The sequence below is a fragment of the Kutzneria sp. CA-103260 genome (genome assembly GCF_018263855.1).
GTDB lineage: Bacteria > Actinomycetota > Actinomycetes > Mycobacteriales > Pseudonocardiaceae > Kutzneria.
This window is the reverse complement of the sequence record NZ_CP073318.1, coordinates 2,603,578-2,616,838: the sequence shown is the minus strand read 5'-3', so window position 1 is coordinate 2,616,838 and position 13,261 is coordinate 2,603,578. Positions and strand designations below refer to the sequence as shown.

Sequence of the window (13,261 nt, the reverse complement as noted above, 5' to 3'; positions counted from 1 at the left end):
CTCCTCGTTCGGGTCAGGACGGGTCGGCGCCGGAGCCGAGGTCGGGATCAGGGCCTAGGCCTCGTTCAAGACCGGGATCGTGCGGTTCGGCCATGGCGACGGCGATCTGGCGCGGCCCGGTGAACGGTTCGCGGCCGTGCGCGGAGAGCATGTTGTCCACCATCAGGACGTCGCCCTCCTCCCAGTCGAAGCGGCGCCGCGCCGTCCGGTAGCACTCCCGCAGGTGCGCCACGACGTCGTCGGGGATGCGACCGCCGTCGCCGTAGTAGGAGTTGGTCGGCAGGCCCTCCTCGCCGAGCAGGGTGCGCAGCCCTTCGCAGACGTCCTCGGCGAGCGTCGTGACGTGGAAGAACGTGATGTGGTTGAACCACAAGACCTCACCGGTCTCGGGATGCCGGTGCACGGCGGTGCGGCGGGCGCGGGTGCGCAGCGCGTCGTCCGGGAGCCACTGTGTCTCGACGCCGTTGCGGGCGCAGTAGGCGCTGACCTCGTCGCGGTCGGTCGTGCCGAACACCTGTTGCCACGGCAGCCCGAAGCCCGGGGTGTAGTTGCGTGCCACCATCCAGCCGCGCCGGGCGAACTCGTCGCGCACCGAGGGGTCGATCAGCCCGTAGATCGTCCGCGTGTCGGCGAGCGGGGTCGACCCGAGGGTCTCCGGTGCGCGGATGCAGTAGAAGAACAGCGACATCGGCCACGTCGCCTGGTAGGAGTTCTCGTTGTGCAGGAAGATCTCCTCGCTCGGCGGGTAGTCCGTCGAGGTGTAGACGTGCCCTTTGATGGTGCTGCGCGGTGAGGACCGCTCGGTGTAGGTGAGCGGCGAGCCGGCCAGCGCCCGGACCGTCTGGTCGAAGCCGTCGACGCCGTCGAGGGCGAGACCGCGCAGCAGCACGGCGCCGTGCTCGCGCAGCCGGGCGCGCAGCTCCGCGCGGTGCTCGGTCAGGTACGCCGTGGCCAGGGTCTGCTCCGGCGGTCGCACCACGAACGGCAGTTCCCGCGATGTGCTGGCGGGCAAGGAGGTCGATGGCGTCGCACCCATGCTCGTCATCGTCGTGCGCGGTAGGCGGCGTGAGCAGAGAAGAGAAGGCGGGCTGGTGCGCAGCGCCGGTGCCGGGGATTGTGCGCGTTCGTCGGTTGCCTGCGCGAACCGGGCATGGCGACGTCCCGCACGCGGTGAACCGCGTGCGGGACGTGGATCGTGTCGTGTTCAGGCCAGCACGTAGCCGTCGTCGGGCCGGTACCCGCGGGACCGCCGCAGATTCTGGACCGCGAAGGTGCGCTGCAACCAGCGATCCTGGCCGTCGTAGCGCGGTGTGAAGGCGGACCGGCCGTGCACTGTGACCCGGTTGTCGACAATGGCGAGGTCGCCGGGCACGAGCCGATGGGCCAGCGCCTGCCCGGCCAGGCAGCGCTGCAACTCCCCCATGGCCTCGGTGCCGCGCGCCGAGCAGGAGGTGGTCGCCGCGAAGTCCACGACGAGGTCGGGGTCCTCGGGCGCGCCGCTCAGCACGGCGTGCCGCAACGGCTCCACCGCCCGCGGCCCGGATGCGAACGACGGTGGCGGTTCGGTGATGAAGTCGTTGCGCCGCAACGCCTCGCACACGTCCTCGGCCAGCACCGCGAGCGCCTGCCGAACCGATGCGGTGCGCAGGCTCGCCACCCGGTCGTGGTCGGCGCGCAGGCAGAGCAGCAGGACGTAGTCCGGACGGTGGTCGTGGAAGGCGTTCTCGGTGTGCAGGGCCAGCAGGACCGACCCCTCGTTGCCCTGGAACTCCTCGCTGCCCGGCACGGGCACCACGTCCTGCACCAGCGCACCGGTCTTCTCCGGCCGGAACGCGACCGGGTAGCCGAGCAGGTGGGTGACGAGCGCCTGCATCGCGGACGGAACGCTCGCCACCCGCTGGACGGACCCGGAAACCGCCGGGGTGGCGGGCAACGACAACTCGTCGACCGGCAGTCCGCTCAACAGGAACACGCCCGACAGGCCGGGGTCCCGGCGGAAGCCGGCGAGCGCGCGGCGCAGCGACACCGGCAGGTCGTGGCTGCGGCGGCCGGCTTCCGCCTGCCAGGCGGGGTCGTCGACGCGGCCGCCGGCGACGGTCAGCAGCCCGCTGGCGACCTCGCGCAGGGCGTCGCCGTCGGCGTGGTCGAGGGTGAGCGACGCGGCGGGCGGTTCGACCCCCAGGAGCGCGGTCATCGAGGTCCTCCGTCCGTGCCGCGCTCGGCGGCGTCGAGCAACTGGGCCAGGGTCGCGGCGAGGCCCGCGACGTGGGGCGGGCGCAGCACCCCGAGGTGCGTGCCGGACACCCGGTGGATCGAGAGCCCGCCGGTGGACAGCTCCGCCCAGCGGCCGGCGTAGTCGTCGAAGGACTGGCCGTGGGCGACCTCGTGCTCGCCCGCCGCCAACTCGTCGCCGACCAGCAGGTCGAGGTGGCCCGGGTAGGGCCGGTGCCGGTAGCCGATCCGGGTCTGCAGCAGCTCACGCCACACCCTCGTGCGGGAGAGCCAGAAGTCGTCGCCGGGCCGGGGCAGGTCGACCTCGCCTTCGTCGACGATCTTCTCCAGCTCCACCTTGGCCGCCGCCCGGACGACGGGGAGCTCGTCCGGCGGCGCGTCGTCCAGCGCCTCCAGCAGCTCCTCGGCCCGGCGGAACGTCGCCATCAGGTCGAGCATGTTGTCCCGCTCGTGGGTGTCGAGCGCCGGGTCGAGCAGGAAGAAGTTGACCTGACGGCCCTCCTCGCGCAGCCGCCGCGCCATCTCGCTGGTGATCTGGCTGCCGCCGCACCAGCCCAGCAGGTTGCACGGCCCCTCGGGCACCGCGCGACGCAGCTGGGCGAGGTTCAGCTCGGCGATCTGCTCGATCGTCTCGGGCGCGGGACAGGGCCGGCTGGCGCCGGGCCACTCGAACGCGGCGACCGGGCGGTCGTCGAACTGCTCGGCGAGCGCCGCGTACCAGTGCGCGCTAGCCGGATGGATGCAGAACAGCGGCGGGCGGGAGCCCTCACGGCGCAACCACACCAGGGCGTCCCGGCCGTCCACCTCACCCATCTCCTCGGGGGCTGCGGCCGGCCGTTCCGACAGGGCGGCCGCGAGCTGCGCCACGGTGCGGTGGAGGTAGAAATCGCGGAACGAGGCGCGCACGTCGTAGCGCTCGCGCAGGTGCACGATCACCCGCATCACCACGAGGGAGTGCCCGCCGAGTTCGACGAAGCTGTCGTGGATGCCGATCGTGCGCTTGCCGAGGACCCGGCCCCACGCCTTCGCGAGCATGTTCTCCAGGGCGTTGCGCGGCGCGACGTACGGGCGGGCGGACGTCGCCGGTGCGGGCAGCGCCGCGACGTCGATCTTGCCGCTGGGCGTCATCGGCACGGCGTCCAGCACGACGTAGGCGTCCGGGATCAGGTACTGCGGCAGCACTGCGGCGAGTTGGGCGGGAAGCGCGTCGACGCCGATCGGGCGGTCGCCGGGCACCAGGTACGCGGTGAGGAACTTGGCGCCGTCAGCGCCCGCGTTGGCCCGCACGGCCACGTCGCGGGGTGCGGCCACGCGGCGCAGCGCCGCCTCGACCTCACCCACTTCGATGCGGTAGCCGCGGATCTTCACCTGGCCGTCGACCCGGCCGACGAACTCCAGCACCCCGTCGGCCCGTAGCCGGGCGAGGTCTCCGGAGCGGTACAGGCGGGCGCCTGGCGTGGTCGAGTACGGGTCGGGTACGAACCGGTCGGCGGTGAGGTCGGGCCGCGCGACGTACCCGCGAGCAAGCTGCGCGCCGCCGAGGTACAGCTCGCCGGTGACGCCGACGGGGACCAGCTGCATGTCGTGGTCGAGCACGCGCATCGTCGTGTTGTCGATCGGCCGCCCGATCGGCAGGACGCCCTCGGCCAGGTCGGCCGCCGTGCCCTCCAGGTAGGAGCAGCCGACTGTGGTCTCGGTGGGCCCGTATTCGTTGTCCACCACGGTGTCCGGCGCGTGCTCGGCCCACGTGGTGACCATCTCGCGGTTCAGCTCCTCGCCGCCGGCGATCAATCGGCCGGTGGCGACCTGAACTCCGTATGGGGTCAGCGACTGGTTGAGCACGGCCAGATGCGACGGGGTCAGCTTCAGCAAGCCGAACCCGCCGCGTTCGAGCACCGCGACGAGAGCGTCGACGCCCGGGGTGCCGTCGTCCTCGGTGATCGTGACGGCCTGCCCGGACAGCAGCGCCGGGTAGATCGAGGTGACCGGCAGGTCGAACGCGACCGAGGAGTAGAGCGGCGAGCCCGAACCGCCGAGCGGGGTGTAGGCGTGCAGCGACCAGAGCACGTAGTTGAGCAGGTTGCGATGCTCGATCAACACGCCCTTGGGGGCGCCGGTGGAGCCAGAGGTGTAGATGACGTAGGCGAGGGATTCCGGTCCGGCGGTCCGTTCCAGGTTCTCCGCCGAGTACCCGGTGAGGTCCTGGTCCAACCGGACAGGTCGGGCGGTCGCGTCCACGAGCTTGTCGCTCAGCGCCGGCTCGGTCAGCACCAGCTCCGCACCGGTCTCCGCGAGCAGCGCGGCGGTGCGTGACGCGGGATGGCCCGGATCGAGCGGCAGGTAGGCCGCGCCCGCCTTGAGCACTGCGAGAAGTGCCGTCACCAGGTCGGGGCCGCGGCGCAGCAGCACCCCGACACGCGACTCCTCCCGCACTCCGAGGGCGCGCAGGTGGCGAGCCAGCCGGTTGGCCCGCGCGTTCAGATCGGCGTAGCCAACCGTCGTGCCGTCGGCGCAGTGCAGCGCGACGGCATCCGGCGTGCGGACGACCTGCTCCTCGAACAGTTCGTGGACGGGGGCATCCGGCTGGCGCACCTCTGGGCCGAGGGCGTCGGTCAGCACCTTGGTACGTTCCTCGAGGGTCAGGACCGCGCCGCGCGCGTCACCTGTCGGGTCGGCGGCCATCGACTCCAGCACGGCGCGGTATATGCCGGCAAGGCGTTCGCCGTTGGCGCGGCTGATCCGGTCGGGTCGCCCGGCCAGGTAGACGACGCCGGGGAAGGTCCACACGTCGAGGGCGAACTCGTTCGGGCTCTCGTCCACCGCCTCGTGGGCGTCACCGCGCTGGTACTCGAGGATATGGAAGTCCAGGTAGGTGAAGGCGATCTCGGCCAGCGGCGAGCCACCGCCCCACTCGCGCTGCATCTCCGGCAGCGGGAAACGGCGGTGCGGCCAGGTCGCCACCTCCTCGGCGAAGACGTGCCGGACCAGGTCCACCCAGGTGGCCGCGCTCAGGTCCACGGCGATGGGCAACGTGTTGAGGTGCATACCCCGTACGAGGTCGCCGCCCTCGGTCTCCAGGCGGCCGTTGCTGACCAGCCCGGTGTGGAACCGGCGGCTGCCGCTCACCACACCCAGCACCTTCAGGTGCGCGGCGAGCAGCACGCTCTTCAGCGGCACCCCCGCAGCGAGGGCGAGCGCGCGCAGCGCGGGAGTCAGGTCGGCGATCGGCACCTGGTGTTCGTGGGGCCGCTCCTCGTCCGCCGGCGCCGCTGCCCACGACTCGGGCAGGCGCGCCCGCTCGTGGCGGGCGAGCCGGTCGCGCCAGAACTCGCGGTCCGGGCCGGCCCGCAGGCTGCGCTGCTCCGCCGCGACGTAGTCGACGAAGCGAACACCCGGATCCTGTCGGGGCGCGGGCGTTCCACCCGCCCGTAGGACGCGGTAGTCGGCCAGCAGTTCGGCGATGATCGAGTGGTGGCTCCAGCCGTCCAGGATCGCGTGGCACTCGATGAACGACAGTGACCACTGGTCGTCGGCGGTCTGGTGGACGTGGAAGCGCAGCAGCGGCGCGCGCGTGAGGTCGAACGGGACGCCGCGGACCTTGGCCACGAACCGCGCGACGAGGTCGGTCATCTGGTCCGCGTGCAGGTCGCGCACGTCGTCGTAGTCCACCTCGACCACGGCGTCGCGGTGCACCAGCTGCATCGGCTCGCTGAACGAGGTCAGGTCGAAGCTGGTGCGCAGGACGTCGTGCCGGCCGGCGAGCAGGGCGGCCGCGGCGCGAAACGCGGCGAGGTCGAACGGCGCGTCGTCGGCCATCGGCACGACGGTGATGTTGTGGTACGGGCTTTCCTCGGGATCGGCGACCATCTGGTAGACCATCGCGGCCTGGACCATCGCCATCGGATAGGCGTCGTCCACATCGGGCGGGAGGGCCGCCCGGTCGGCGTCGGTGAGCAAGCTGAACGGCGCGCAGCGGACGTCGTCGGCGGCTCGGGCGCCGGTCCTGTCGCCCGCGACGTGCGCCAGCTCGGCGACAGTTCGGTGCACGAGCACGTCCTGCACGCTGACCTCGACACCGCTGCGGTGCAGTGCGCCGACGACGCGGATGGCCCGGATGGAGTCGCCGCCCAGCGCGAAGAAGTTGTCGTGCACGCCGACATCGGGAACGCCGAGCGCGGTGGCCCACGCGGCGGCGATCGCCGCTTCGAGCGGAGTCCGCGGCGCGATGCGGTGCGCGGCGGTCGCGGCGGCCAGGTGCGCTTCGGGGTCCGGCAGCGCGGACCTGTCGGTCTTTCCGTTCGCGTTGACCGGGAACTCATCGATCGGCACGAACACGGCGGGCACCATGTAGCCGGGCAAGGCGCGCCCCAGGTGCTCGCGCAGCAGCGCGACGTCGACCGTGCGGCCGGGTGCGGCGGTGAGGTAGGCGACAAGCCGCGCGTCGCGCTCCCCCTCGGGCTGGTACGCGATCACCAGGCAGCGCCGCACATCGGGGTGACCACTCAGGACGGCCTCGATCTCGCCCGGTTCGATGCGGAAGCCGCGGATCTTGACCTGATGGTCGACCCGGCCCACGAACTCCAGTTCCCCGTCCCGCCTGCGGTAGGCCAGGTCGCCGGAGCGGTACATGCGTTCGCCGGGGACCGTGGCGTACGGGTCCGGACCGAAGCGGTCGGCGGTCAGCTCCGGGCGTCCCGAATAACCGAGGGTGACGCCGGGACCGCCGACGTAGATCTGTCCGGGCACCCCGACCGGCACCGGTTCCAGGTGCTCGTCGAGCAGGTACAGCCGCAGGTCGCGCAGCGCGCGTCCGATCGGGCTGCGGCGCGGGCCGGCGGCCTCGGCGGCGTCGATGCGGCGGTAGGTGGAGTGCACGGTGGTCTCGGTGATCCCGTACATGTTGACCATCGCCGGGCAGGCGTCCCCGAACGCCGTGAACCACGGTTCGAGGTCAGTGGTGTCAAGCGCCTCACCGGCGAAGACGACGGCGCGCAGCGGCAGTTCGGACGGATCCGGCGCCGCATCGACCATCGCCTCGGTCAGCGCGCGGAACGCCGATGGCGTCTGGCTCAGCACCGTGACGCGCTCGGTCGTCAACAGGTTCAGGAAATCGCGTGGGGAGCGTGCGGTCGCATGCGGAACCACGACGAGCCGCCCGCCGTGCAACAGCGCGCCCCACATCTCGAACACCGAGACGTCGAAGGCGTACGAGTGGAACATGGACCACACATCGTCGGCGCCGAATCCGTAGTCGTCGGCGCAGGAACGCAGTAGACGCAACACGTTTCCGTGGCTCACGACGACACCCTTGGGGCGGCCGGTCGAGCCGGAGGTGTAGATGACGTAGGCGGTGTCGGTCGGTCCGAGCACCGGCACGGTGTCGTCGCGGGACGGCTCGGTGTCGTCGCCCGGACGCACAACCACCACGTCAGGGCCGAATGTCCGGTCCGAAGCGGACACGACCAGCCGCACGCCCGCGTCCTCGACCATCGCGGTGAGGCGGTCGACGGGCAGCCCGGGGTCGAGCGGCAGGTAGCCCGCGCCGGAGGCGAGCACGCCGAGCAGCGCCGGGATCAGGTCGTCGCCGCGCTCCAGGCTGACGCCGACCAGTGCACCGGGCGCCGCGCCGGCGTGACGGAGGCGGCGGCCCAAGGTTCGGGCGCGGGCATCGAGTTCGGCGTAGCTGAGCGATCCGCCCGGACTGGTGAGCGCGACCGCGTCCGGCGTGCGGGCAACCTGCGCCCGGAACGCCGACACCAGCGACTCGTCGGCGCCCACCGGGACGTCTTCGGCCGGGCCGTGCGGGAACAGCAATGCGGAGCGCTCGGCCTCGGTCAGCAGCGCGACCCGGCCGATCGGGGTCTCGGGGTCGGCGGCGATGCCTTCCAGCAGGCGCAGGTAGTGCCGGACGAGGTCGCCCGCGGTTTCGGCGTCGAACAGGGCGGTGGCGAAGGTCAGGTCTCCGGCCAGCGCCCCGTCGGGCAGCGTGCTCAACGTGAGGGCCAGCTCGAACTTGGCCGCGAACGCGCCGACTGGTTCGCGGACCGCGTTGAGCCCGGGCAGTTCCGCCCGGCCCGCTTCGCCGAGCTGAAACGTCGCCTGGAACAGCGGCGTGCGCGAGGGGTCGGCCCGCGCCACCAACTCGTCCACCACCCGTTCGAACGGCACGTCCTGGTGGGCGTAGGCGTTCAGCGCGGTCTCGCGGACGCGGACCAGCAGTTCCACGAACGTCGGGTCACCGGACAGGTCGGCGCGCAGGGTCAGCATGGTGAGGAACAGGCCGACCAAGCCCTGTGTTTCGGCCCGGTCGCGGCCGGCGGACGGCGTGCCGACGGCGACGTCCCGCTGGCCGCTGTACCGGCCCAGCAACACCTGGAACGCCGCGAGCAGCACCATGAACGGGGTGGCGCCGTGCCGACGGCCGAGGTCGGTGAGAGTCCGGGCCAGCCCGGCGGGCACGGTGAAGGTCTGCGAGGCCCCCGCGTTGTCCCGCACCGGAGGACGCGGCCGGTCGGTGCGCAGGTCGAGCGGGGCGAGTCCGGCCAACGCGCCACGCCAGTGGTCCAACTGCTCGACCATGCGTGGCCCGGAGAGCTGCTTCCGTTGCCAGGCGGCGAAATCCACGTACTGGCAGGGCAGCGGCGCCAGCGCGGCCGGCTGGCCCTGGGAGTGCGCGACGTACAACGCGTCCAGTTCGGACATCAGGATGGCCTCGGACCAGCCGTCGGACGCGATGTGGTGCAGTGTCAGCACAAGCGTGTGGTCCTCGCCGGTCACGTGCACCAGCAGCGCGCGGATCGGGTGCTCCGCGGCCAGGTCGAACGGGCGGCCTCCCGCCTCGGCCACCAGCTCGTCCAGCCGCGGTCGCGCCGCGACCGCATCCAGGTCCCGCAGGTCGACCTCCTCGAACGTGGCGGCACCCGGCGGGTCGATCACCTGCACGGGCTCGCCGTTGTGCTCGGCGTAGCGGGTGCGCAGGATTTCGTGGCGGGCGACGAGGTCGTCGAGCGCTCGACGCAGCGCCACACCGTCGACGGCGCCGCTGATCCGCAGCCGGATCGCCATCAGGTACTCGACGTCGCCGGGCCGGATCCGGTCGAGAATCCACAGCCCGCGCTGGCCGGGCGACACCGGCAGCACCCCGTCGCGGGACGCCGGCGGGATGCCGTCGTCCTGGCGGCGCGGACCCTGACCGGCCAGCCGCCGTTTCAGCAGCTCCGCCCGGTCCATCGAGCTGGTCGTCATCGTCGCCCCGTCCTTCGTCGCGGTGGGTGGACCGACGCGCGCCGCCGCAGGCGGGCGCCCAGCCGAGCCTGCCCGCCCGGACCGGACCGGAGCAGGGCCAACGCGGTGCCGGTGGCGGAAGCAGGTGTGCGCGTGACACTGCTCGTCCTTCCCTGCGGTCGCGTCACCCGGCTCGCGCACCATCGGACGGTGACGACTCCCTCCGGTCCGGTCCTGCCGTTGCGCCGCAACCGGGACTTTCTGCTGCTGTGGTCCGGCACCGCGGTGTCCAACCTGGGCTCGAACTGCTCGAACGTCGCGTATCCCCTGCTCGTGCTCATGCTCACCGGCTCGGCGGCACAGGCGGGACTGACCGGGTTCGTGGCGTTGCTGCCGCAGTTGCTGTTCCAGCTGCCCGCGGGTGCGGTCGCCGACAGCTGGAACCGCAAAACCGTGATGATCTGGTGCGACGCGCTGCGCACGCTCGCGCTGGGCAGCCTGGTCGTGGCGTTGCTGGCGGGACACCTGACCCTCGGGCAGATCCTCTGTGTCGGCTTCGTGGAAGGCACCCTGACGGTGTGCCACCGGATCGCCGCCGCGGCGGCGGTGCCGAACCTGGTCCACCCAGCGCAGCTGACGCTTGCGTTGTCGCGCAACGAGGCCCGGACTCGCGGGGCGGCGATGGTCGGGCAGCCGCTCGGCGGAGCGCTGTTCGGCGTGGCGCGGATGCTCCCGTTCCTGGTCGACACGGCGTCCTACGTCGTGTCGATCGTGACCCTCGTGCTGATCAAGGGTGATTTCCAGGCGGCGCGGGCCGCGTCGCCGCGGCGGCCGTCAGCAGTGCTCCGCGACATCCGCGAGGGCGTGGAGTGGTTGTGGCGTCAGCCTTTTCTACGCATGGCGACGCTTCTCGTCGCGGGCAGCAACCTGATGTTCCAGGCGTTGGTGCTCGCGGTGATCGTGCTCTCGGAGTCGGCCGACAGCAGCGCGTCCGCGATCGGGGTGATGTTCGGCATCGCCGCCGCCGGCGGCATGCTCGGCTCCCTTGCGGCGCCCGCGCTGACCAAGCGGCTGTCGCTGCGGTCCGTGGTGGTCGGCGCGAACTGGGTGTGGGCGGTGCTGGTCCCGCTGACCGCGGTGTCGGGTGACCCCATCGTGATCGGCGCGGTGTACGCGCTGCTGTGCTTCGTCGGTCCCGTGTGGAATGTCGCCATCTCGGCCTACCAGCTCGCGCTGACCCCGGACGCCATCCGCGGCCGCGTGCTGGGCGCGTCGAGCCTGATCTCCTATGGCGCGATCCCGCTGGGTTCCCTGCTGGGCGGCCTGTTCCTGGACTGGTTCGGCGCCCGCCCCACCGTCGCGGCGCTGACCGTGTGGATGGTCGCCCTGTCGGTCACCGCGACGGTGAGCCGGGGCGTCCGCCAGGCTCCGGAGCCGGTCGCGGCCGGCGCGCGCTGAGCGCGCACCGCCGCGATCCCCGTGAGAGGTCTCGTCACTCGCTTTCGTCAGCGGCGGTGTCCACCGCGACGAACCGGAGCTCGGACGTGTAGCGGCGGCCCTGGTCGTCCCGCAGCCAGGCCTGCTCGGGCGTCGGCAGCATCTCGCTGATCGTCAGCCTCGCCGTCGGGTCGCTGCGGACCAGGCGGCGGATGGCCTTGGCCAGGATGGCGACGTAGGTCGCACTGTCCAGGTCGGCGTAGAACGGCCGGGGCTCGGCCGGCGAGACCACGAAGACAAAGCGTGGCAAGCCAAGCGCCGCACGCCACTGCGCGGCCCGGACGAACCGCCGAGCCTCGTTCCTCTCGTCGGCGAAGGTCAACTCCGCCGCCGTGAGCCGCCACGTCTCGCGCGCCACCACCAGCCGGTCGACGGTGACCCGAGGCGTGTGGTCGGCCTCGGGCAGCACCCGGAACATGTCGCGGGCGAAGTTGGTCAGCACGTGCGCGAAGACGTCGACGAGGTCGAACACCGCGCCGTCGGGCAGCACGGTCACCAACCGGCCGCCGTGGTCCTCGACCAGCACGTCGGCGCTGGGCACCGGGCGTGCGCCGTCGGGATCGGCGACGTGCTCGACGAGCGTGACCGAGTAGTCGCTCGGGCGTTCCAGGACGTAGCGCACCCGCGTGGACAGCCGAGCCCGGTGCTCCTTCGCCACCGCGGGCAGGAGGCGAGGTCCCGGGTGATCCTCGTCGATCTGCGCGAACAGCTCGTCCGGAGCCGGGTGCTGGTTGACGAACAGCGACTCACCGACGGTGTTGGCGGCCAGGTGGACCTCGCCGAGCACGAGGTCGACGTCGCCACGGGACAAGGCATCGGGGTCGGCCGCGCTCACGAGCACGTCCGGGCACAGGTGGCGCGCGGCGGTCCACGCGGCGGCCGGGGACCCGAAGGTGGCAGCCACCCGCTCGGCCAACTCGGCGCCGCTGAGTTCCACGCGCCGCGCACCGGGTTCCGGACGGAGGATCTCCTGCCACCGCGACCAGAACTCCCGCTGTAGCTCGGCCGCGTCGGCCACGGCGTCGCCGTGCAGCACGGGCATGCAAGCGAACCAGCACGTGGCCAGGTCGAGCGAGGCGGTGTGCCGTTCGTACACCGCCCGGACCCGGGTCATCACGCGATCGGCCAGCGACGAGGTCAGCCAGGCAGCGGCGGTGAACAGGTGCTCCATCGGGCTCAGCGCGTCGAGCAACCCGGTGCCGACGCGGACCGTCGCGGAGCGAATCGTGTCGCCGTAGAGCACCCCTCGGCAGGGCGCGGTGCGGCCGCTCTTGGTCCGCTGCGCCGCGGTGCTGGTCAAGGCCTCGAAGTCGGCCTCGAGTGCGGCCATCGCGGCGGTGAGCTCGCGCACGTCGTCGCGAGCCGCACGGACCCGGTCACGCCCGCGCTCCAGCACCTCGAGTGCGCCCAGAGCGCGTTCTCGCGCGTCGGTGTCGCCGACTCGCTCCAGCACGGCACACAGCCGCCGGTCCGGATGGGCCCCCAGCGGCACGTCGAGGCGCCAGGTCACCCACCGGCGCCGGACGAGATCGTCCAGCACGGCGGTGACGTCCACTCCGGGGCCGAGTTCGGCCTGGATGTCCCGCGCCGCACGGCAACCGTCGCACAGGCCGAGGACCGCCAGCTGTTCCGGCGCGGCCGGCTGCGGCGGGCGCGCCGGCAGCACGACGGCGCCGTCCGCGACCCGGAGGTAGGGCACGCGACGAGGCGGCACCCACACGTGCAGCGCTGGGTCGGCGTCGAGGACACGGGCCAGGGCGTCGATCGCCCAGCTCGCGAAATACACCTCCCCGGCCTTGACCAGGCCCTCCCCCGGCTCGACAAGCACACCCTTGACCGTGGCATCCCACGCGCCCCAGCCGACCGGCCCGAAAAAGCCGATCGAGTCGTTCTTCACGCAGAACCGTTGCCAGTACTGCGCGACGACCTCGGCGCGGCGGCGCATTTTGCTCGCCCCGCCGTCGGTGCGCGGGTCCCAGTCCAGCAGCGGCTCGATGTTGCTCTCCAGCACGGCCCGGTTCTGCCACGCCACCGCGGCCTGGAACGCCGGCTGGGCCGCCACGTCCTGAAGCTCGCGCGTGCCCTCAGCGACCACCTCGGCGAATCGTTCCTCGAAAGCGGCCCACCGCGGTCCCGACAACAGCTCCTCGGGACCGAAACCCGCGGCCGCGTCGGCCAGGCCTTCCGGGGCCAGCCGGAGCACGCCCGATGCCGGGAACCCCGGTCCCCGGAGCGCGAACTGCGGCCACAGCCGCCACCGGCCGAGCTTCGGCGCCCACGGCTCGTTCACAGCGGCTCCATCCATCCT

General features: G+C 72.4%; 5 protein-coding genes. 1 reads left to right on the top strand and 4 read right to left on the bottom strand.

Features of this window, described 5'->3' with window-relative positions:
• Positions 1 to 13: 13 nt before the first annotated feature.
• The 3 genes from JJ691_RS11370 to JJ691_RS11360 all read right to left on the bottom strand — a co-directional run bounded on the left by JJ691_RS11370 (position 14) and on the right by JJ691_RS11360 (position 9,477).
• Positions 14 to 1,036 carry a TauD/TfdA family dioxygenase gene (locus JJ691_RS11370; RefSeq protein WP_306291364.1) on the bottom strand — a complete coding sequence of 341 codons (1,023 nt, stop codon included), beginning with the start codon at positions 1,034 to 1,036 and terminating at the stop codon, positions 14 to 16.
• 168 nt (positions 1,037 to 1,204) lie between these two features.
• On the bottom strand, positions 1,205 to 2,194 hold the full coding sequence (locus JJ691_RS11365; RefSeq protein WP_211768741.1) for a TauD/TfdA family dioxygenase: 990 nt from the start codon (positions 2,192 to 2,194) through the stop codon (positions 1,205 to 1,207).
• A complete protein-coding gene (locus JJ691_RS11360; RefSeq protein WP_211768740.1) occupies positions 2,191 to 9,477 on the bottom strand; it encodes a non-ribosomal peptide synthetase in 7,287 nt (2,428 codons plus the stop codon). The genes JJ691_RS11365 and JJ691_RS11360 overlap by 4 nt, the downstream gene beginning before the upstream one ends.
• Before the next feature lie 189 nt (positions 9,478 to 9,666).
• Between JJ691_RS11360 and JJ691_RS11355 the strand changes: the two genes are divergently transcribed.
• Positions 9,667 to 10,914 carry an MFS transporter gene (locus tag JJ691_RS11355; RefSeq protein WP_249227838.1) on the top strand — a complete coding sequence of 416 codons (1,248 nt, stop codon included), beginning with the start codon at positions 9,667 to 9,669 and terminating at the stop codon, positions 10,912 to 10,914.
• Between the two features lie 34 nt (positions 10,915 to 10,948).
• On the opposite strand, the gene JJ691_RS11350 is transcribed toward JJ691_RS11355, so the two are convergent.
• Entirely contained in the window at positions 10,949 to 13,243 is a 2,295-nt protein-coding gene (locus tag JJ691_RS11350) for a lantibiotic dehydratase (RefSeq protein ID WP_249227837.1), read from the bottom strand.
• Between the last annotated feature and the right edge of the window lie 18 nt (positions 13,244 to 13,261).